Here is a 20461-nt window from a genome sequence, read left to right on the forward strand (position 1 = left end):
GGGAATATATAATTGCATCTGAATGTTATCCCGTTATTTTTGGTGCTGCTGATTTTGCTGGGCGTGCTCAGCAACAACCAATCCATCACCATCTCGGCCACCGTGTTGCTCCTGATGCAGTAAACTGTGCTGGCGCGCTATATTCCGCTGGCCGAACAATACGGCATTCAAGCCGGCATTATTCTGCTCACCATCGGCGTGCTCAGTCCGCTGGTGTCGGGCAGAATCCAGTTTCCCGGTTTGGCCGGTTTGATGAGCTGGAAAATGCTGGCGGCGGTTTTGGTGGGCATATTGGTGGCTTGGCTGGCCAGGCGCAGCGTGCCGCTGATGAGCGAGCGGCCAGTGTTGGTAACCGGCCTGCTGTTGGGCACGATTATCGGCGTGGCGTTTTTGGGCGGCATCCCGGTGGGGCCGCTGATTGCCGCGGGGATTTTGTCGCTTATTGTCGGAAAAGCTCGATTGGAAAGTTTGATTATTTCTCGCCGTAGTTCAACGGATAGAACGTATGCCTCCTAAGCGTAAAATACAGGTTCGATTCCTGTCGGCGGGGCCATGACGAAAAGGCTACCTGAAATTTTCAGGTAGCCTTTTTCTTGCCTGCCGTTTGCAGGAAAGGGGGGTTAGCCCGTATTGCGCAAGCCTTGTGCCACGCCGTTGATGGTGAGGTGGATCAGGTGGATGAGCTGCGGGTTGCCCGGGTGCTGGCGCAAGCGGGCGAGCAGGGCTACCTGAAGCCAGTTGAGCGCGTTCAAGTAGGGAATGCGTAGGGCCAGGGAGCGGGCGAGACTGCGGTTGTCGGTGAGCAGGTGGTCTTGCTCGATTAACTGCAACAGGGCGCGGCGGCTGCGTTCGAACTCGCCTGCAATGCGCTCAAACATGGCTTGGGCGGCCTGCGGCTGGGCGGCCAGGCCAACGTAAGCACGGGCGATATCCAAATCCGCTTTAGCCATCACTTGTTCCATATTGGAGAGCATGGCTTGGAAGAAGGCGCTGTGCCGCACCATATGGCGCAGGCGCTCGAGGTTGGCGGGGTTGTCGCGCAAGAGCTGCTCGACCGCGCTGCCGAAGCCGTACCAAGCAGGCAGCATCAGGCGGTTTTGCGTCCAAGAGAACACCCAGGGAATGGCGCGCAAATCCTGTATCCGCGCCAGGGTTTTGCGGCTGGCAGGGCGGCTGCCGATGTTGAGGCTGGCGATTTCGTTGATTGGGCTGGTTTGCAGGAAGTAGCCCACGAAATCGGGGTGGGTGATGAGTTCGCGGTAGTAGGCGAAGGCGGCATCGGAGAGCGACTGCATCAGCGCGGCATCGGGCTCTTCGGTGCGGTGCGGCAGCAGGCTGGCTTCCAGCGCGGCGGCCACCAAGGTTTCGAGGTTGCGCTCGGCGTTGTCGGCATCGGCGTATTTGGCGGTGATGACTTCGCCTTGCTCGGTGATGCGGATTTGCCCGGCCACGCTGCCGGCGGGTTGGGCCAGCACGGCTTCGTAGGAGGGGCCGCCGCCGCGCCCCACGCTGCCGCCGCGCCCGTGGAACAGGCGCAGGCGCACTTGATGTTTGGCAAACAGTTTCACCAAAGCCTGCTCGGCCTGATACAGCACCCATTGGCTGGTTACATAGCCGCCGTCTTTGTTGCTGTCGGAATAGCCGAGCATGATTTCCTGAATATTGCTGCGGCCGGCGAGCAGGTGGCGGTACCAAGGCAGGGAGAAAAGATGATCCATCACGCCGATGCAGTCTTGCAGCGCTTCGATGGTTTCAAACAGTGGCACGATATTGAGCCGGCTTTCAGGTAGCCCTTCGGCATTCAGGAGCAACAGGCCGGTTTCTTTCATAATCAAGGCCAAGGCAAGCATTTCGCTCACGTTTTCGGCATTGGAAATGATGCTTTGGCGGATAGCTTCCTCGCCGAAGCTGGCTTTAATTTCGGCAGCGGCACGGAAGATAGCCAGCTCGTGTTCGGTATCTTCGCTGTATTGGGCAAACGGGCTGTGGAGCGGGCGCGGGGAAGACAGTTCGCGCAGCAGCACACGTTCGCGCTCGGCTTCGTTCAGCGCGGCGAAGTTTTCCAAGCCGGCAGCGGCAAAGAGCTCGGCTACCACGTCGATATGCTTTTGGGCGTGTTGGCGCAAATCTAGCGGCATCAGATAAAAGCGGAACACGGAAGCGGCACGGATCAGGTCGGCCAAGCGGCCGTCGGCCAGCAGGCGGCTGCCGTTGGCGCATAAGGAAGTGTGCACGGTGTGCAGGTCGGCTAAAAATTCTTCCACCGTGTCATACGGTTCGAGCAGGCCAAACTGGCTGCCCAAGCCGCTGCCGAAACGGTGGGCGGTGGCCACGGTGCGGGCGAGAATATAGGCCAGGGCGCGGCGATAGGGCTCTTCTTCGTGGGCGCGTTCGGTGTCGGGTGATTGGGCTGACAAAGCCAGCACCTCTGGGCTCACGTTCACGCGCCGGACCGACATCGGCAGCTCTTCATACAGTTTGTAGAGCTGGCTGCGGTAGAAGCGGAACACGGCGCTGGCCTGCTGGGAGAAAGCTGTGCGCAGGGTGTCGGCGGAAACGAAAGGGTTGCCGTCGCGGTCGCCGCCGATCCAGCCGCCGATGTGCAACACATTGGACAGGCGGGTGTGTGGGAAGGCTACCTGAAGGGCGGCCTCCAGCTTGCGGTATACGCCGGGCACGGCGCTGAAGAAGCTGAGCGGGAAATACATGATGCCGTTGCTGATTTCGTCGGCCACGGTGATTTTGAAATGACGGTTTTCATTGGTTTGCCACAGCGTCCATAGCATGGTTTGCACCTGCTGCTGCAAGCGTTCTTCGTTCTGCCCGGCCAGGTTGGCGCGTTGGTCGAGCAGGTTGCGGATTTGGCGGTGCAGGGTGAGGGTGGTTTGGCGCTGCACTTCGGTGGGGTGCGCGGTGAGCACGGCGGCCACTTCGGTGTGATTCAGCTGCTGCTGTAAGGCTTCGGCGCTTACGCCTTGCTGTTGCAGCAAATCAAGGGTGTGGCCGAAGGTGGATTTGGCGTTGTCGCGGGTTTGGCTGTGTGCCAGGCGGCGGCGTTGGTGATGTGCATCTTCGGCAATATTGAGGATTTGTGCAAACAGGCCGCAGGCGCGGATGAGGTCTTCCAGCTGTTGGTCGTTGAGCTGCGGCAGGCTGCGCGTTACCACGTCTTGCGGTGCTTCGCCGCCCAGCAGCGCGGCCACGGCTTCCTGCACGGGGCAGTCGGTTTGCTCGGCTAGCACGGTTTGCAGCGCGCCGGTGAGGAAGGCAACGTCGTCGAAGAGCGGCGCGTCTTTATAGGGGTGTTGGCCGGAAGGTTCGGACATCATGGGGTATTCCTTTGCAGAGGGTTATTCTTGGGTTAGCCGGGAAAAACGCAATGTACTGTTTGGGTAATCCAAGCCGTACACGCACCAGATCAATACGAAATAGGAAATGGCATGCAGCGGCCAGTTGGCAGGAAGGCTACCTGAAAACAGCGGAGCCGAAGGTAGACAGGTAAACAAGATGCCCGCCAGCACCGATGCCAGAGCCAGCCATTGGTATACGCGCATGCCGAGAAAATACGGCGTTTGCGGTTCGCCACGCAGCGATTCTTCCACAAAGCGGAACGCACCGCTGAGAATCAAATACATACCGGCGATAAACGAAGCAGGCATTTGCAGCCGGTATAAGCGCCACAGCAGAAAAAAGCTCAGAAAATTGGCGGCGATGGAATAAAACTGGGTGGGGTGCAGATTTTTCCCCTGCCAGCCAGCCAGTTTGCACACACGCGATTTATCATGGAAAAAGCGGATACCCGGCATATCGGTGGGGATACCGTGGCAGCAGCCCTGAATCAGGCAGCGGCAGCGGCCAAACAGCTGGATGGGGCAGGCAGCCAGCGCGGCCGCGCCCAACAGCGTCCAACTGCCCAAATTCGAACCGGCAGCAATCAGACAGCCGACCAGCACGATGCCGAACACGCTGCCGTAGTAGCCAAACGGGCGCAGCAGCGCCGATGAGCCTTCCACCCATTGCGCCCATAAGCCCGCGCCAATAAATCCGGCAACTCCCAGCAGCCACACTACCCACAAATACTGCGGTAGCAGATAAGCCAACACCAGAAAACCGCACACGCCGCCCAATGCGGCATAGAAGCCGTGGTTAATCAGCCGCAGGCGGCCGAAGCGCCATTCGTGCCACGAGTTGGCAATATATTCGGCGGCACGCAACAGAGCGCGGTAGATCGGTTGCCGGTGTCGGATTGCCCAATAAGCGGCCATCCCGGCCAACACATCGGCCAAGGTATGGTTGCGTGGTCAGACAGCTGACAATCACCAGCACCGCCAACAAAGCCCATACCATACGCCACTGCGGGCGGCATAGGCAAGAATATCGTGCAGCCAATAGCGCCCAAAATACATGAAACGAAGGCAGCGCTGCGGCGGCGCTATCATACTCCCGCCCCAGGGCAATCCAACGTAGCCACAACGTATTTTCAGGTAGTCTGCCGTAGCGCACGGCAGCCGGAATAATCAGATAACAATAGAAAATCAGTGCCATGCCCCAGAATGCGTCTAGGGTAAAGCCGCGCAGCTGGCGGTTTTGCCGCAACCACAGCGGCAGCAGCCCGGCCCACGGGTAAAGCAGTACATAAAACACCACACTGAAGCCCCACAGCGGCACGGCCTTATCCCAAGCGCCGTTGCTATACCACGCATCGGGCGGCACCCCCGGCCACACAAACACTTCATACAGCAGCAGCCATACCAGCCAAACCTTCAGTCCGAGCAACAGCCGCCTGGAGAAAGCCGCCTCATGCCCGTTATCCGGCGGCAGGCTGAACAGACCGTAGTGCAGCATCGGCCGGGCGCCAAACTGCTTGGCCATCACCTCGCGCTCGAAGCCAGCCACATAAGCCACAATGAGCAATGCAAACAGCGGCGATACCAGCCACAGCCCGCCGGGCGACTGCGCATACAGTGCCGTGCCCGTGCAAAGCATGACGGCGCCGGTATAAATCGGGTGGCGGCACAGGCGGTAGGCGCCGGAAGCCACAAAATGCTGTGGCGGAAACGCATTCATCGGCAGGCCGCCGCCGCGGTACCACAGGTTGTGCATCGCCCACAGGATTAATGAGAGTCCGGCCGCCGCCAGCAGTGCGCCGGCCAGCGGGTAGGGCGGTACCGGCAGCCGCACCACCTCCGAAGTGTGCCGTGCCCAATATTGCAGCAGCAGCGGCAACAGCAGGCAGAACACCAAGGCATAAACAATTTTTTGCAGGGTAACGCTTATTTTTGCCATAACACCCTCTCGTATAAGGCCCAGCCTTCCACGGCAATATTTTCAGGTAGCCTCAAGGTGGCGTGGCTTTTCCATTTTTGTTCGCGGCTGGATAAAAATCTGCGGCTGAATAGTAGCCGCAACAATGGGTTGCGTGCTGCAATAGCCAGCAGCGGCTCGTCTTTTATCGTTTCCGGTGCAGCAAACGCCAGATGCAGGCCGAATGCCGGCGCTTTCAGCCCACCGGCTTCCAGCACGAAATCTTCAGTTAGCACGCCGTTGTAGTACAAACGTTTTAGCGGCACTTCGCCGCGCCATTCGATCCACACCACATAGTGCTGCTCCGATACGAAACGCCCCCAATACAGCTTGCATAACGGCAGCTGTTGCGGCCAAAAATCCATTTCCAGCGTTTCGGCATAACCCAAGCCGCCGTATTCCTGCCCGTTTAAGGCTACCTGAAAACGGGCATTGGGCGTGTGGGCATGCCAAACGAGCCGATGTTTGCCGCCGGCCGGCAAGGTAAGCCGGACACCGTCGGACAAAGCCTGCCAGCGGCCTTCGAGGCCAAGCTTGGGTTGTCGGATGCTGTTGGGGGATAGTTGCGATGCGCTCAGGCAGCTGCGTTCGATGGTGCAGCCGTGGGCCGGGCTGAAAATCAGGGCGGAATAGGGCAGCTTGATGCCGTGGTAATGCAGCTCGGCCGCATAGGCAATCAATGCGTTGCCGGCAGCATCAATGCCGTCGAAATAATGTTTGCACAGGCGGAACATGATGGGAGAAAAACTATTTGGCCGGATGAGGCTACCTGAAAAATAGCAGTTTCGTGCCAGCCGATATTTTCAGGTAGCCTTGGCTGGCACGGCCGGCATACTGTTTGATTGCAGTTTACGCGGCAGCTGGCTGGAAGGAAACAGCGTGTTTAGATGTTGCCAAGCCTACAGCGCGGCTTCGTCCCGCTCGCCGGTGCGGATGCGCACCACGCCTTCCACCGGCAGGATGAAGATTTTGCCGTCGCCGATTTTGCCGGAGTTGGCCGCCTGCACGATGGCTTCCACCGCCTGCTCGACCATGCTGTCTTCCAGCACGATTTCCAGCCGGATTTTGGGCAGGAAATCCACCGCGTATTCCGCACCGCGATAGATTTCGGTGTGGCCTTTTTGGCGACCGAAGCCTTTCACTTCGGTTACGGTCATGCCATTTACACCGATATCGGTGAGCGCGTCGCGCACATCGTCGAGTTTGAATGGTTTGATGATGGCTTCGATTTTTTTCATGGGTTCCTCGGGTGGGTTGGTATATTAAGGTCTGGATGGGTTTATAGCTGAAACAATTATTTCTTCATACCAGGCGGTAAGCCGCAGACAGTAGTAGTACGGCAAGGCGAGCCAACGCAGTATGAAGAAATAAGTGGTTTAGCTGTAACGCTACCACAAGGCAGCAGTGCTTTCAATCGGCTTACTCCTCCGACAGATTAGGGCAGACTTGGCGTATAATTACGCCTCCCCAACCCTCTCTCATGCGAGTCTGCTCATGCCTATCCTCTTCCTGCGCGGCGAGCGCGCCCTGTCTGGTTTCCGTGTTGAAAAACTGCTGCAAAAAGCTGCTGCTTTGGGGCTACCTGAAGCTGAAATCCGCAGTGAGTATTGGTATTTTGCCGATTGTGCCGAAGGCTTGAATGTAGCAGATGCGGAAAAGTTGGAAGCCTTGCTGGCGGGGCAAGTGGCATCAGAGTTGCCGCAGTCTTCAGGTAGCCTGCATCTGTTTCTCATCACACCGCGTATCGGCACGATTTCGCCTTGGGCTTCCAAAGCCACAGAAATTGCGAAAAACTGCGGCTTCACCCAAATCCAGCGCATCGAACGCGGCATGGCAGTGTGGCTTTCAGGTAGCCTTTCCGAAGCGCAGAAACAGCAATGGGCAGCTTTGCTGCACGACCGCATGACCGAATCTGTGTTGCCCGATTTTCAGGTAGCCGCCAAATTGTTCACCCACCCCGAAGCGCACACCTTCGATACGGTGGATGTGCTCTCCGGCGGCCGTGCTGCACTAGAAAAAGCCAATACCGACTTAGGCTTGGCACTCTCGCCCGACGAAATCGATTATCTGCTGGATAATTATCAGGCTTTAAAACGCAATCCGTCTGATGTGGAACTGATGATGTTCGCGCAGGCCAACAGTGAACACTGCCGCCACAAAATCTTCAATGCCGATTTCATCTTAAATGGAGAAAAGCAGCCCAAATCGCTGTTCCGCATGATTCGCGACACGCACGAAGCCGCGCCGGCCGGCACGGTGGTGGCGTATAAGGACAACGCCTCGGTAATCGAAGGCGCGAAAATCGCCCGTTTTTATCCCGATGCGGCGGCCAATCAGGGCTACCGTTTCCACGAAGAAGATACGCATATCCTGATGAAGGTGGAAACGCACAACCACCCCACGGCGATTGCACCGTTTGCCGGTGCGGCCACCGGTGCGGGCGGCGAAATCCGCGACGAAGGCGCAACGGGACGCGGCGCTCGCCCCAAAGCCGGCCTCACCGGCTATACGGTTTCCAACCTCAATATCCCCGATTTGAAACAGCCTTGGGAAGGCGGCTACGGCAAGCCCGCCCACATTGCCTCCCCGCTCGACATCATGATTGAAGCCCCCATCGGCGGCGCGGCGTTCAACAACGAATTCGGCCGCCCGAACCTGCTGGGCTATTTCCGCACCTTCGAAGCCGAGTTCGACGGCCAAATGCGCGGCTACCACAAGCCGATTATGATTGCCGGCGGTTTGGGTAATATTCAGGCAGAACAAACGCATAAACACGAAATCCCCGAAGGCGCGCTGTTGGTGCAGCTCGGCGGGCCGGGCATGCTCATCGGCTTGGGCGGCGGCGCCGCTTCGTCGATGGACACAGGTGCGAACGATGCTTCGCTCGATTTCAACTCTGTGCAGCGCGGCAATCCCGAAATCGAACGGCGCGCGCAAGAAGTGATCGACCGCTGCTGGCAGCTCGGTGCGGCCAACCCGATTATCGCTATTCACGACGTGGGCGCGGGCGGCCTGTCCAACGCTTTTCCCGAATTGGTCAACGATGCGGGGCGCGGCGCGGTATTTAAGCTGCGCGATGTGCCGCTGGAAGAGCACGGCCTGACGCCGCTGCAAATCTGGTGCAACGAGGCGCAGGAGCGTTATGTGTTGTCGATTCTGGAAAAAGATTTGGACACTTTCCGCGCCATTTGCGAACGCGAGCGCTGCCCGTTTGCCGTGGTCGGCACGGCTACCGACGACGGGCATTTGCAGGTGCGCGACGATTTGTTTGCCAACAAGCCCGTGGATTTGCCGCTGAACGTATTGCTCGGCAAACCGCCCAAAACCACGCGCACCGATAAAACGCAACAGCAGCCTGAAAAACCGTTTTCAGGTAGCCATATCGATTTGAAGGAAGCCGCCTACCGCGTGTTGCAACTGCCGGCCGTGGCCGCGAAAAACTTCCTTATCAATATCGGCGACCGCAGCGTGGGCGGCTTGACCCACCGCGACCAGATGGTCGGCCGCTGGCAAACCCCCGTGGCCGACTGCGCCGTGACCATCATGGGCTTCGATACGCATCGCGGCGAAGCGATGGCCATGGGTGAAAAACCTGCCGTTGCGCTGTTTGACGCGCCCGCTTCGGGCAGGATGTGTATCGGCGAAGCCATTACCAATATCGCGGCGGTTAATATCGGCGATATCGGCAACATCAAATTCTCCGCCAACTGGATGGCCGCCTGCGGCAATACGGGCGAAGACGAGAAACTCTACCGCACGGTGGAAGCCGTGTCGCAGATGTGCCGGGAAATCGGCGTGAGCATCCCCGTGGGCAAAGACAGCCTTTCCATGAAAACCGTGTGGCAGGACGGCGCGGAGAAAAAATCCGTGGTGTCGCCGTTGAGCCTGATTGCCACCGCCTTCGCCCCTGTGCAGGACGTGCGCAAAACGGTTACGCCCGACATCAAGCAGGTGGCGGACAGCGTGCTGCTGCTGGTGGATTTGGGGCAGGGCAAAGCCCGCATGGGCGGCTCGGCCTTAACGCAGGTGTGTGGCGAATTGGGCGGCGAAGCGCCCGACATCGAAGCAGGCCGCCTGAAAAAGTTTTACGATGTGATTCAGCGGCTGGTGCAGGAAGGCAAACTGCTTGCCTACCACGACCGCAGCGACGGCGGCCTGTTTGCCACACTGGCGGAAATGGCGTTTGCGGGGCGGTGCGGATTGGATATTGATATAGGCGAGCTTGCTTACCAGTCTGAACAAATGCTGAATTGGTTGGATAAACAGCAGGATACTATGCCTGACGACGAGTTTGCTTGCTTGGTAAACAAATTGTTGTTCAATGAAGAGTTGGGTGCAGTGCTGCAAGTGCGTACACAAGATAAAGCTTATTTGTATGAATTGTTTGAAGAGCAAGGTTTAGGAAAGGTAACCCGATACAGCCCTGAATGTGGTATTGCTTTGGTGCAACACATGATTGCAGAAATCGGTTTTAGCACCCAGCATCAAAATATCATCATTACTTGCCAAAATGATGAGCTCTTCCGTGAAAACAGCTTAGACCTGCAACGCGCCTGGCAGTCCACCTCCCACCAAATCCAGCGCCTGCGAGACAACCCCGCCTGCGCCGACAGCGAATTCGCCTTGCTGGCCGATAAAGAACGCAGCCGGCTGTTTGCCGATTTAAGCTTTGATGTGAAACAGGATATTGCCGCACCGTTTATCAACAGCGGGGCAAAACCCAAAATCGCCATCCTGCGAGAACAGGGCGTGAACGGCCAAGTGGAAATGGCCGCCGCCTTCACCCGCGCCGGTTTTGATGCCTACGATGTGCATATGTCCGACATGATGGCAGGCCGCGTGAAGCTGGAAACCTTCCAAATGCTGGCCGCCTGCGGCGGGTTCAGCTACGGCGACGTGCTGGGCGCGGGCGAAGGCTGGGCGAAATCTATCCTGTTCCACAGCAAACTGCGCGACCAGTTTGCCGAATTCTTCGCTAGGCCGGACACACTCTCACTCGGCGTGTGCAACGGCTGCCAGATGATGGCGAACTTGGCCGAAATCATCCCAGGCGCGGAGGGTTGGCCGAAGTTCCGCCGCAACGAATCCGAACAGTTTGAAGCACGCCTGAGCATGGTGCGCGTGCCGCAATCGCCCTCGCTGATTTTGGCCGATATGATGGGCAGCAGCCTGCCGGTGGTGGTTAGCCACGGCGAAGGCCGCGCCGATTTCGCCCACTTGGGGCGAGCTGAAAACCAAGTTTCAGGCAGCCTGAAAACCGCCATGCAATATATCGATGGCCAGGGCAAGCCCACCCAAACCTACCCACTCAACCCCAACGGCTCGCCCGATGCCATCGCCGCCGTCACCACCGCCGACGGCCGCGTAACCATCATGATGCCGCATCCGGAGCGGGTGTACCGCAGCGCGCAAATGAGCTGGCTGCCGGAAGAGTGGCGCGACAGCGAATTGGCCGGCTGGTATCGGATGTTTGCTACGGCACGGAAGGTGCTGGGCTAGACTGTCGGGCAATATAAGGCTACCTGAAAGTATCCGCTTCAATGCCGTGAGAATGTAGAAGCTGAATACTTTCAGGTAGCCTCAATCATGGCGAAAACGGAGATAGGGTATGGAAACCAAGCTGCTGGTGTTAAAACCGGCCAAAATATTCGGCGATCCCAACGAGTTGGCCAACTTCCGCTTTGCCAACGGCCGGGGCTTCTCCGCATCCTACCAGCGCTTTGCCACGCAATATGGCTGGGGTCGTTCGCTGGGCAACTATCTCGTCCACATTCCAGCCAATCCGCAATATTGCGATTCCTGGCAGCAGGCCAGTGCAGCCGTGAAATCTACCTATATCGCTGATTTAGACGAATACGAAGGCTTTTTCTCCGCGCAGCACGTTTGCCTGATGGCCAGGATGGAGTTTTTTGCCAAAAGCGAATCCGGCACTTATCTGTTTTGGGATATTGAAAGCCGACCGAGCCAAGACGAATTCGATATTTATGCTTTCGATTTCAGGGAAGAGCCCTTCTTAATCGGCCGCTCGCTAGACGAAGTCTGGTTCAACCTCACCCGCGAATCCGCTGCCACCGCCGCCCTGCGTGCCGCGCCGCGCCAGGCCGTGTTTGAAGGATTTGATTCGATGTCATAAGCGGGCAAGCCAGCCCGATATTTTTCAGGTAGCCTCATCATGAATTGGGAAACCCTCACGCAAATCGACCGCCGCCACATTTGGCATCCCTACGCCGCCATGCCCAACACCCAGCCGGTGTACGCCGTGGCACGGGCGGAAGGTTGCAGCATCGAGCTGGCCGATGGCAAACGGCTGGTGGACGGCACCTCTTCTTGGTGGGCGGCGCTGCACGGCTACAACCACCCGCGCCTCAACGCTGCGGCCGTCGCACAATTGGCGAAGATGAGCCATGTGATGTTCGGCGGGCTCACCCACGAGCCGGCGGTGCGGCTCACGCAGTTGCTGCTGGAATTGTTGCCGACGGCCCTCAACCAAGTATTTTATGCCGACAGCGGTTCGGTGGCGGTGGAAGTGGCGATGAAGATGGCGCTGCAATACCAGCAGGCCGTGGGGCGGGGTAAACGCTGCCGTTTCGCCACCATCCGCGCCGGTTATCACGGCGACACCTGGCATGCCATGTCGGTATGCGATCCGGAAGAAGGCATGCACGGCCTGTTTTCGAGCAGCCTGCCGGTGCAGTACTTCCTGCCGCAACCGGCCAGCCCGTTCCACGGCAAATGGCAGCCGGAAAGTATCCGCCCGTTGGAAAACTTGTTGGCAGAAAAACATGATGAATTGGCGGCGCTGATTTTAGAGCCGGTGGTGCAGGGGGCGGGCGGAATGTATTTCTACCATCCCGAATACCTGCGGCAGGCGCGGGCATTGTGCAGCCGATACGGCGTGCTGCTGATTTTTGACGAAATCGCCACCGGCTTTGGCCGCAGCGGCGAAATGTTTGCTTTGGAGCATGCCGACGTGGTGCCGGACATTATCTTGCTGGGCAAGGGGCTCACCGGCGGGTATCTCACCTTGTCGGCGGCGGTATGCACCGAGGAAATTTCCGCGGCCATCAGCCGGGGCCAAGCGGGCGCATTTATGCACGGCCCCACCTTTATGGCCAACCCGCTGGCCTGCGCGGTGGCGGCAGAGAGCGTAGCGATGCTGCGGGAAAGCCCGTGGCGGCAGCGGGTGGCCAATATCGAGCAAACGCTGCGGCGTAAGCTGGCTGCGGCGGCGCAATGGCGTTGCGTGCGCGAAGTGCGGGCGCTTGGCGCGATTGGGGTATTGGAGATGGCGCAGCCGGTCAACACGGCTTCCCTGCAGCCGCAGCTGGTGGAAAAGGGCGTGTGGGTGCGGCCGTTCGGGCGGCTGGTGTATCTGATGCCGCCGTTTGTGATCAGCCAGCAGGAATTGGATTTCTTGGCCGAACAGACCTTGGCGGCAGTGGCGGAGGAATACGGCGAAGCATGGCCGCAGTCCGAATAATGCTACACGCACTGAAGGCTACCTGAAATTTTCAGGTAGCCTGTTTGCAGAGAGGAGAACAGTATGCAGAAACTGGTTTATTTTGTTAGCGGCATCGACACCGGCATCGGCAAAAGCATCGCCACCAGCCTGTATGCCAAAGAGCTGGCCGCTGCCGGCCGCCGTGTGATTACCCAAAAAATCGTGCAAACCGGCTGTCAAGGCATCGCCGAAGACATCCAAACCCACCGCCGCCTGCAAGGCATCGGGCTCACCGAACACGACCGCAACGGCAGCACCTGCCCCTATGTGTTTGCCTACCCCTGCTCGCCGCACTTGGCTGCCGAGCAGGAACAGCGCCCCATTGATTTGAAAACCATCGATGCAGCCACCCAAACCCTGCTGCAAAGCTACGACACCGTGCTGCTCGAAGGGGCGGGCGGGCTGATGGTGCCGCTAAACCGCGAGCAAACCCTGCTCGATTTTGCCGCCGAACGCGGCTATCCGCTGGTGTTGGTTACATCCGGCCGCCTGGGCAGCATCAACCACACCCTGCTCAGCCTTGCCGCTGCCCGCCATGCCGGCCTGCCGGTGCACCGGCTGGTGTACAACTGCTATCCCGCGCCCGACCCCGTAATCGGCGCGGAAACCGAACGCTATTTGCGTGATTATCTGCAGCAGCATTTCCCCGAGGCGGAATGGACGGTGTTGGCAGAGGCTACCTGAAAACCGTTCGCAGCATTTTTCAGGTAGCCTTGCACACAGCTTTAGCCCGAACCCCCACATATCCGCTATAATCCGCATTTTCGTTTACCCCTCTCCCCAAACCGAATCATGGGACAAAAAATCCAAGCCGTAAAAGGCATGAACGACCTCTTGCCGGTGGAGCAGAAAGATTTCAAGCTCACCGCCGCCTTCTGGCAGGCCTTTGAAAACCGCATCGGCCAATGGGCGCACCGCTTCGGCTACCGCCAAATCCGCACCCCGATCGTGGAGCAAACCGGCCTTTTCGTGCGCTCCATTGGTGAAGACACCGATGTGGTGGACAAAGAAATGTATACCTTTGCCGACTCCAACGACACCCTCAGCCTCAGCCTGCGCCCCGAAGGCACCGCCTCCTGCCTGCGCGCCGTGGTGGAGCACAATCTGCTGTACAACGGCGGCCAGAAGCTGTGGTATATGGGCCCCATGTTCCGCCGCGAACGCCCGCAGAAGGGGCGCTACCGCCAATTCCACCAAGTGGGTGTGGAAGCGCTGGGCTTTGAAGGCCCCGATATCGATGCCGAAATCATCGCCATGTGCGCCGATTTGTGGCGCGAGCTCGGCATCAGCCAATATCTGACTTTGGAAATCAACAGCCTGGGCAACCGCGAAGAACGCGCCGCCCACCGCGCCGCCTTGGTAGGCTACCTGAAACAGCACGAAGCCGCGCTGGATGAAGACAGCCGCCGCCGTATGCACACCAATCCGTTGCGCGTGCTGGACAGCAAAAACCCCGATTTGCAGGAAATCTGCAATGCCGCCCCGCGCTTGGCCGATTATCTCGGCGAAGCCTCCCGCGCCCACTACGCCGGTTTCAAAGCCCTGCTCGACGGTTTGGGCATTGCCTATGTGGAAAACCACCGCCTCGTGCGCGGGCTGGACTACTACAACCAAACCGTGTTCGAATGGACCACCGACAAACTCGGCGCCCAAGCCACCGTGTGCGGCGGCGGCCGCTACGACGGCCTGATTGAAGAGCTCGGCGGCAAACCCGCCCCCTCCATCGGCTTTGCCATGGGCGTGGAGCGGCTGCTGCTGTTGGTACACGAATACGGCAGTCTGCAAGCCGATGCCGCACCCGATATTTATGTGATACACCAAGGCGGCGATACCTTGCTGCCCAGCATGCAGTATGCCGCCGCTGCCCGCGCCGCCGGCTTCAGCGTGCTGCAACATTCCGGCAGTCAGAAACTGGCCGCCCAAATGAAAAAAGCCGACGCTTTCGGCGCCAAAGTGGCGCTGATCGTGGGCGAAGGCGAGCTGGCCGAAGGCAAAGCCAGCCTCAAAGATATGCAGCAAGGGCGCGGCCAAGTGAGCGTGCTTGCTGCCGATTTGCTTCAACAATTAAACGAATGGATACGCTAAATGGCTGTTTACGATTTAAAAGACCAAGAAGAAATTGAAAACTTCAAATATTTCTGGCGCAGCTGGGGGCGCTGGCTGTTTGCCCTGCTCGTGGTGGCCGCCATCGGCTACTTTGGCTGGGTGATGTACCGCAGCCACCAGCGCAACGTGAGCAACGAAGCTGTGGCCGTGTTTGACCAGTGGGCAGAAAATCAGCAGGCCGGCAAACCTGCCGAAGCCGCCAAACTGCTCACTCAACTGCAAAGCCAATATCCGACCAGCGTTTCCTCCGCCCAAGCCACCCTGATGCAGGCCGGTGCCGCCTTCGACCAAGGCAAATACGACGAAGCCGCCGGCCACCTGAACTGGGTGCTCAAATACCACCAAGAACCGCTCATCCGCGCCATGGCCATCCAGCGCCTGGCCACCGTTCAGCTGCAACAGCAGAAATACGACGCAGCCATCGCCACCCTCGGCATGAATACCGATGAAGCCTACGCTGGTATCTTGTTGGAAACCAAAGGCGATGTTTACGCCGCCCAAGGCAAACGCAGCGAAGCCGCCGCCGCCTACAAACAGGCGATGGACAAACTGCCCCAAGACGACCAAGGGCGCGAGTTCATACAGCTGAAAATCGACCAGCTGAACTAAGGCAGGCCAAAGCCCATAACGGCTGTTGCCGGCGGATGGAAAACCCATCGCCGGCAACAGCCGTTTTTTCAGGTAGCCTTTTGGGTTTCAGGTAGCGTGTAGCTTGAATAACATATTGCCTGCGCGGAAGTGAATACAGGCTACCTGAAACTATGTCTGGATGGTTTGGAGGCTTACCAAAGCTAATACCGAGCAACTTTATTCTGCAAACAAAGGCTACCTAAAACTATTTCAGGTAGCCTTTGTACATTCCGTACCAATCAAGCCGCAGGCGTTTTGCCTTGTTGGCCTTTGATGATGCTCATGCCGGCGGAGACGAGGCTGCCGATGTCGGCCACGTTGGCGGGCATAATCAGGGTGTTGCCTTCTTTGGCCAGTTTGGCGAAGGCGTCTACGTATTGTTCGGCCACTTTCAGATTAACCGCTTCGTTGCCGCCGGGCTGGTTGATGGCGTCGGCCACCAGGCGGATGGCGTCGGCGCTGGCTTGCGCCACCAGTTTCAGGGCTTCGGCTTCGCCTTGGGCGCGGTTGATGCGGGCCACTTTTTCGCCTTGCGAGGCGTTGACGGCGGCTTGGGCTTCACCTTCGGATTTTTTGATTTCGGCTTCGCGCTCGCCCGAAGCAAGGTTGATTTGCTCGATTTTCAAGCCTTCGGATTGGGCGATGCGGGCGCGTTTTTCGCGTTCGGCGGTGATTTGCGCCTGCATGGCGCGCAGGATTTCCTGCGGCGGCACGAGATCTTTGATTTCGTAGCGCAATACTTTCACGCCCCAAGATACGGCGGCTTCGTCGAGCGAGGCGACCACGGTGCGGTTGATGTCGTCGCGCTCTTCAAAGGTCTTGTCCAGTTCCATTCGGCCGATGACGGAGCGCAGGGTGGTTTGGGCAAGCTGGGTGATGGCGGTGATGTAGTTGCTGGAGCCGTAGGAGGCGAGTTTGGCGTCGGTTACTTGGAAGTAGATGATGCCGTCTACGGTGAGCTGGGTGTTGTCGCGGGTGATACACACCTGGCTGGGCACATCGAGAGGGATTTCTTTGAGCAGGTGTTTGTAGGCCACACGGTCGAGGAAGGGGATGAGGAAGTTGAGGCCGGGGTTGAGCACGGCATGGAAGCGGCCGAGCCGCTCCACCACATAGGCTTCCTGCTGCGGCACGACGGTGAAGGCTTTAAAGCCGAATACAACGATAACGGCAAATAGGATTGCCAGGGTAACGATATCCATCAGTTTTCCTCCAGAGGTTGCAAAATCAAGATATTGCCGGATTTCCCGGCGATGCGCGCGGCTTGCCCGGCCTGCGCAGGGAAGGGGGCTTCGGCCTGCCAATAGGTGCCGCGATATTGCACGAGCCACAGGCTGCCGGATTGGGGCTGGTGCAGCAGCACGGTGTTGCCGATGTCCAAATCGCCTTCAGCATCGGCGGCGTGGGCGCGGCGGTTGCGCCGGATGCGGTATACGGCGGCGATACCGGCCGCGGAAAGCAGCACGGCCACCAGCAGCGATACGCCGCTGCCCGCGCCGAACCAGGCGGCCACGCCTGCGCCGAGCAGGGCGATGCTGGCCACCAGCAGGTAGAACGTGCCGCTGAACATTTCGAGAACGAACAGGGCGGCTGCGGCGATAAACCAATACCAATAGCGCATGAGCTGCTCCTTTCTTGTGTGGTTGGGGCTTGAGCTTTGCTGAAACTCTGCTTGGGCTATACCAAGACATTGTTTAAGGTAGTTTCAGGTAGCCTTTAGCCTGCCGGATGAGGCTACCTGAAAACGGCCTGCTCAAAGTTTTTATTACTTTTGGCCGGGTTTCAACTTTTCGTTGAAGCAGAGGCGTTGGCTTTGTAGAAACGCTGTTTCACTCGTTTCGGGTAGCCTTTGGATGGTTGGTAAGGCTACCTGAAAAGCTCAGCTGCACCGAAGTTAATATTGTACAGACCAGCTCAGCCTATGCCTGTACTTCCTGCAAACGGGGCAGGGCGGCAGTAAGGTCGATGCCGGCAGCGGCGGCGGTTTGCACCAGTTGGCGCGGGTCTGCGCCTTGGGCGGCTTGCCCCATGGCCCACAAGAAGCTGCTGCGGGTGCCGCTGCGGCAGTAGGCGAGGGCAGGCGCGGGGTGGTCGGCCAGGTGTTTGGCAAACTGTGCGGCAGCGGCGGCATCGATTTGCGGCATCAGCATGGGCTGGTGAATAACGTGCCAGATACCGGCTTCGGCCGCCCAGTGGCGGATTTGATCAAAGCTGGGCTGGCCGGGCTCTTCGCCGTCGGGGCGGTTGCAGATGATGGTTTGCACGCCGGCGGCAGCGGCGGCGAGAATGTCTTGGCGGCTGATTTGCGGAGAAACAAACAGGCCGGGGGCAAGGGTGGGGAAGGGGGCTTGGTTTGACATGGTTTTCCTTGATTATGAATGGTTTGGTTTGGCTCGGACGAGCTCGATGGATTCTTTGGCAGTGAGGTGGTCGATTTCTAAAACCATCACTTTCACGTAATCAAAATGTTTGCCGATATAGGGTAGGAGGCCGTTTTGGTCGGGGGAGTATTTGTGCCCCACGGCTTCGAGTGCGGCCTGTTTTTCGGCGGGGTCGGTAACGGTGCGTACCGTGCCGAACACGATGGCGCTGCGGAAATAAGTGGTGAATTCCTGCGGCACGATGTCGTTGAGATCCACCACGCAGAAGGAAACGTGGTTGTCGTGCGCAAGCAGTTCGTGTTTATGGCCTGCGGGCGCGCCGTGCAGGATAATTTTGCCTTCGTGGTAAACATAGCTGATCGGCACGGCATAGGGATAACCGTTGTCGCCGTGCAGCGCAAGTACGCCGGATTTGCCGCGCTGCAAAATGGCGATGGCTTCTTTGTTGGATAGCTGCTGGTTTGCGTGCTTCATTTCTCTGAAAGACATGATTTTCTCCTCCGTTAAGCTTAGGCAAGCCGGTTTCAGGTAGCCTTTTGCTCACAGGGGGGAATGATACCAAATTCCACGCCTGAATGCTGGGCTCAAACAGCTTGGAGGCTACCTGAAAATAGAGCGGCGGCAGGGCACAGCACTTGGTTTGCAGGCGGCGTGGGCGTCTATATAATGGCAGCTGTTTTCTATGTCTGCTTACTTAAGGAGGTTGCCATGCACAAACCGCCGTTTGCCCGCACCATTTTGCTCGCCTTATTATCCGTATCCGCCCTGCCCGCGCTGGCAGACAATGCCCAGCGCCTTCATCAGACCTGTTCGCGTTATTTGGACGAACAGCCGGATTATTATGAATCCCGAAGTGCCCGCTTCAGCTTACGCGCCATGCCGCAGGCAGCGGTGAAGAACCATTCTGTGACTTCATATGAAGCAGCGCCTTCAGCTGCGCCCGCAGTGCAGGCGACAGCCGATTTAGGCTCCGAAGGCTCATATAGCATAATTAATAGCGAGAAGAGGATGGTGAATGCGGGCGCGGCTGCCCCGTCACGCCAAAACACCGAGCGCTACGGCCATTATGAGCCCAACCCCGTGCACGCCGTGGCCGAGCAGCCCGTTTCCACCTTCAGCATTGATGTGGACACCGGCAGCTACGCCAACATCCGCCGCTTCCTCACCCAAAGCGGCCGCCTGCCGCCCGCCGATGCCGTGCGCATTGAAGAAATCATCAACTATTTCGACTACGGCTACGCCAAGCCTGCCGACGGCAAACCTTTCGCCGTGCACACCGAAACCGTGGATTCCCCCTTCCGCAGCGGCGCCAAGCTGATCCGCATCGGCATTCAGGCCAAAGAGGTGAGCCAAGCTGCATTGCCGCCGGCCAATCTTGTGTTCCTGGTGGACGTGTCCGGTTCCATGTATAGCCGCGACAAACTGCCGATGGTGAAATACACCCTCTGCACCCTCGCGCACCAAACCCGCGCCCAAGACCGCATCACTCTCGTTACCTATGCCGACGGCAACAAAGTCGTGCTGCCGCCCACCCCGGGCAACCAGCGGCAGAAAATCCTCGCCGCGCTCGACAGCCTGAAGGCAGGCGGCTCCACCGCCGGCGAAAATGCCATCCAACAGGCCTACCAAGCCGCCCAGCGCGCCTATATCCGCAACGGCATCAACCGCATCCTGCTCGCCACCGACGGCGATTTCAACGTGGGCATCACCGATTTCAGCACCCTGCGCAGCATGGTGGCTGAAAAACGCAAAAGCGGCATTTCGCTTACCACGCTCGGCTTCAGCAGCGGCAACTACAACGAACGGCTGATGGAACAGCTGGCCGATGCCGGCGACGGCAACTATAGCTACATCGACAGCCCCGAAGAAGCGCAGAAAGTGCTGCACCGCCAGCTCTCCTCCACGCTTGCCACCGTGGCGCAAGATGTGAAAATCCAAGTGGAATTCAACCCCGCCACTGTGAAGGAATACCGCCTGATCGGCTATGAAAACCGCATGCTCGCCCGCGAAGACTTCAATAACGACCAAGTGGACGCAGGCGACATCGGCGCCGGCCACAACGTTACCGCGTTGTATGAAATCATCCCCGCCGGGCAAACCGGCTGGCTGCCGGAAAGCCGCTACCAAGCCGCGCCCGCCGCCAACGATAAAGCCGCCAGCGAATACGCCTTCATCAACCTGCGCTACAAACTGCCCGGCCAAAGCAACAGCATCCTCATCAACCGCCCCGTGGTCGTGGGCAGCAAACCGCTCGCCCAAGGCAGCAACGCCACCCGCCAAGCCGTGGCTGCAGCCGCCTTCGGCGAACTCTTGCGCGGCGGCAAATACAGCGGCAACTTCGGCTGGCCGCAAACCCTTGAGCTCGCTCGCAACGCCCAATCCCCCGACCGCCACGGCCTGCGCCGCCAGTTTGTACAGCTGATTGAAAAAGCACAACAGCTGAGCAGCAAGCCGCAGTAAGGTTTCAGGTAGCCTTTGCCTGGTTGGAAAGGCTACCTGAAAATTAAAACTGGTAGGTTGAATACTCATGCCCTGCAAG

At 58.6% G+C, this 20461-nt stretch carries 16 protein-coding genes, 1 tRNA gene and 1 pseudogene; 9 read left to right on the plus strand and 9 right to left on the minus strand.

Translation table 11 applies throughout. The features are described from left to right. Nucleotides 1-12: 12 nt before the first annotated feature. Both A7Q03_RS01735 and A7Q03_RS01740 read left to right on the plus strand, forming a co-directional pair. Nucleotides 13-453, plus strand: a pseudogene (locus tag A7Q03_RS01735) (DUF441 domain-containing protein); the annotation flags it as partial. 25 nt (nucleotides 454-478) lie between these two features. Continuing rightward, nucleotides 479-553, plus strand: a tRNA-Arg gene (locus A7Q03_RS01740). A 67-nt stretch (nucleotides 554-620) separates the two neighbouring features. On the opposite strand, the gene ppc is transcribed toward A7Q03_RS01740, so the two are convergent. The 5 genes from ppc to A7Q03_RS01760 form a co-directional block, all read right to left on the minus strand. Next, nucleotides 621-3329 (minus strand): phosphoenolpyruvate carboxylase, encoded by a 2709-nt coding sequence (gene ppc, locus A7Q03_RS01745; RefSeq protein ID WP_067446788.1) that lies wholly within the window; start codon nucleotides 3327-3329, stop codon nucleotides 621-623. Nucleotides 3330-3350: 21 nt separating this feature from the next. Further along, entirely contained in the window at nucleotides 3351-4214 is an 864-nt protein-coding gene (locus tag A7Q03_RS10520; protein WP_231866507.1) for a prolipoprotein diacylglyceryl transferase family protein, read from the minus strand. Next, nucleotides 4147-5286: an isoprenylcysteine carboxylmethyltransferase family protein gene (locus A7Q03_RS10525; RefSeq protein ID WP_231881752.1), complete on the minus strand. Its 1140-nt coding sequence runs from the start codon at nucleotides 5284-5286 to the stop codon at nucleotides 4147-4149. The genes A7Q03_RS10520 and A7Q03_RS10525 overlap by 68 nt, the downstream gene beginning before the upstream one ends. Next, nucleotides 5274-6038: a hypothetical protein gene (locus tag A7Q03_RS01755; protein ID WP_067446790.1), complete on the minus strand. Its 765-nt coding sequence runs from the start codon at nucleotides 6036-6038 to the stop codon at nucleotides 5274-5276. Before A7Q03_RS01755 ends, A7Q03_RS10525 begins: the two co-directional genes overlap by 13 nt. A 165-nt stretch (nucleotides 6039-6203) precedes the next feature. Next, nucleotides 6204-6542, minus strand: coding sequence for a P-II family nitrogen regulator (locus A7Q03_RS01760; RefSeq protein ID WP_003823108.1), 339 nt, complete (start codon nucleotides 6540-6542; stop codon nucleotides 6204-6206). Between the two features lie 256 nt (nucleotides 6543-6798). Here A7Q03_RS01760 and purL point away from each other — a divergent pair, with 256 nt between their 5' ends. From purL to A7Q03_RS01790, 6 genes are all read left to right on the plus strand, one after another. Next, the gene (gene purL, locus A7Q03_RS01765; RefSeq protein WP_067446792.1) at nucleotides 6799-10803 is read left to right on the plus strand and encodes a phosphoribosylformylglycinamidine synthase; all 4005 of its coding nucleotides are present in this window, start codon (nucleotides 6799-6801) and stop codon (nucleotides 10801-10803) included. A gap of 109 nt (nucleotides 10804-10912) precedes the next feature. Next, nucleotides 10913-11437 (plus strand): hypothetical protein, encoded by a 525-nt coding sequence (locus A7Q03_RS01770; protein ID WP_156499661.1) that lies wholly within the window; start codon nucleotides 10913-10915, stop codon nucleotides 11435-11437. Nucleotides 11438-11476: 39 nt separating this feature from the next. Next, on the plus strand, nucleotides 11477-12784 hold the full coding sequence (gene bioA, locus A7Q03_RS01775; protein WP_067446794.1) for an adenosylmethionine--8-amino-7-oxononanoate transaminase: 1308 nt from the start codon (nucleotides 11477-11479) through the stop codon (nucleotides 12782-12784). A gap of 63 nt (nucleotides 12785-12847) precedes the next feature. After that, nucleotides 12848-13489: a dethiobiotin synthase gene (bioD, locus tag A7Q03_RS01780; RefSeq protein WP_067446796.1), complete on the plus strand. Its 642-nt coding sequence runs from the start codon at nucleotides 12848-12850 to the stop codon at nucleotides 13487-13489. 108 nt (nucleotides 13490-13597) lie between these two features. Further along, nucleotides 13598-14890: a histidine--tRNA ligase gene (gene hisS, locus A7Q03_RS01785; protein WP_067446798.1), complete on the plus strand. Its 1293-nt coding sequence runs from the start codon at nucleotides 13598-13600 to the stop codon at nucleotides 14888-14890. After that, nucleotides 14891-15520: a tetratricopeptide repeat protein gene (locus tag A7Q03_RS01790; RefSeq protein ID WP_067446800.1), complete on the plus strand. Its 630-nt coding sequence runs from the start codon at nucleotides 14891-14893 to the stop codon at nucleotides 15518-15520. Between the two features lie 260 nt (nucleotides 15521-15780). Here A7Q03_RS01790 and A7Q03_RS01795 read toward each other — a convergent pair whose 3' ends face one another. The 4 genes from A7Q03_RS01795 to A7Q03_RS01810 form a co-directional block, all read right to left on the minus strand. After that, nucleotides 15781-16743: an SPFH domain-containing protein gene (locus A7Q03_RS01795; protein ID WP_023886699.1), complete on the minus strand. Its 963-nt coding sequence runs from the start codon at nucleotides 16741-16743 to the stop codon at nucleotides 15781-15783. Next, nucleotides 16743-17162 (minus strand): NfeD family protein, encoded by a 420-nt coding sequence (locus tag A7Q03_RS01800; RefSeq protein WP_067446803.1) that lies wholly within the window; start codon nucleotides 17160-17162, stop codon nucleotides 16743-16745. The genes A7Q03_RS01795 and A7Q03_RS01800 overlap by 1 nt, the downstream gene beginning before the upstream one ends. Before the next feature lie 298 nt (nucleotides 17163-17460). Further along, the gene (locus A7Q03_RS01805; protein ID WP_067446805.1) at nucleotides 17461-17901 is read right to left on the minus strand and encodes a TIGR01244 family sulfur transferase; all 441 of its coding nucleotides are present in this window, start codon (nucleotides 17899-17901) and stop codon (nucleotides 17461-17463) included. Nucleotides 17902-17913: 12 nt separating this feature from the next. Beyond that, entirely contained in the window at nucleotides 17914-18411 is a 498-nt protein-coding gene (locus A7Q03_RS01810) for a pyridoxamine 5'-phosphate oxidase family protein (protein ID WP_067446807.1), read from the minus strand. Between the two features lie 219 nt (nucleotides 18412-18630). Here A7Q03_RS01810 and A7Q03_RS01815 point away from each other — a divergent pair, with 219 nt between their 5' ends. Further along, nucleotides 18631-20382 (plus strand): VWA domain-containing protein, encoded by a 1752-nt coding sequence (locus A7Q03_RS01815; protein WP_231881753.1) that lies wholly within the window; start codon nucleotides 18631-18633, stop codon nucleotides 20380-20382. Nucleotides 20383-20461: the final 79 nt, after the last annotated feature.

The organism is Eikenella sp. NML99-0057 (assembly GCF_001648535.1).
Classification (GTDB): domain Bacteria; phylum Pseudomonadota; class Gammaproteobacteria; order Burkholderiales; family Neisseriaceae; genus Eikenella; species Eikenella exigua.

Bases quoted from the DNA above. Each gene is read 5' to 3' on its own strand.
- A7Q03_RS01815 (WP_231881753.1), top strand. From the start codon at position 18,631: ATGCACAAACCGCCGTTTGCCCGCACCATTTTGCTCGCCTTATTATCC.
- A7Q03_RS01760 (WP_003823108.1), bottom strand. From the start codon at position 6,542: ATGAAAAAAATCGAAGCCATCATCAAACCATTCAAACTCGACGATGTG.
- A7Q03_RS01755 (WP_067446790.1), bottom strand. From the start codon at position 6,038: ATGTTCCGCCTGTGCAAACATTATTTCGACGGCATTGATGCTGCCGGC.
- A7Q03_RS01770 (WP_156499661.1), top strand. From the start codon at position 10,913: ATGGAAACCAAGCTGCTGGTGTTAAAACCGGCCAAAATATTCGGCGAT.
- hisS (WP_067446798.1), top strand. From the start codon at position 13,598: ATGGGACAAAAAATCCAAGCCGTAAAAGGCATGAACGACCTCTTGCCG.
- ppc (WP_067446788.1), bottom strand. From the start codon at position 3,329: ATGATGTCCGAACCTTCCGGCCAACACCCCTATAAAGACGCGCCGCTC.
- A7Q03_RS01805 (WP_067446805.1), bottom strand. From the start codon at position 17,901: ATGTCAAACCAAGCCCCCTTCCCCACCCTTGCCCCCGGCCTGTTTGTT.
- A7Q03_RS10525 (WP_231881752.1), bottom strand. From the start codon at position 5,286: ATGGCAAAAATAAGCGTTACCCTGCAAAAAATTGTTTATGCCTTGGTG.
- A7Q03_RS01790 (WP_067446800.1), top strand. From the start codon at position 14,891: ATGGCTGTTTACGATTTAAAAGACCAAGAAGAAATTGAAAACTTCAAA.
- purL (WP_067446792.1), top strand. From the start codon at position 6,799: ATGCCTATCCTCTTCCTGCGCGGCGAGCGCGCCCTGTCTGGTTTCCGT.
- bioA (WP_067446794.1), top strand. From the start codon at position 11,477: ATGAATTGGGAAACCCTCACGCAAATCGACCGCCGCCACATTTGGCAT.
- A7Q03_RS01800 (WP_067446803.1), bottom strand. From the start codon at position 17,162: ATGCGCTATTGGTATTGGTTTATCGCCGCAGCCGCCCTGTTCGTTCTC.
- A7Q03_RS01810 (WP_067446807.1), bottom strand. From the start codon at position 18,411: ATGTCTTTCAGAGAAATGAAGCACGCAAACCAGCAGCTATCCAACAAA.
- bioD (WP_067446796.1), top strand. From the start codon at position 12,848: ATGCAGAAACTGGTTTATTTTGTTAGCGGCATCGACACCGGCATCGGC.
- A7Q03_RS01795 (WP_023886699.1), bottom strand. From the start codon at position 16,743: ATGGATATCGTTACCCTGGCAATCCTATTTGCCGTTATCGTTGTATTC.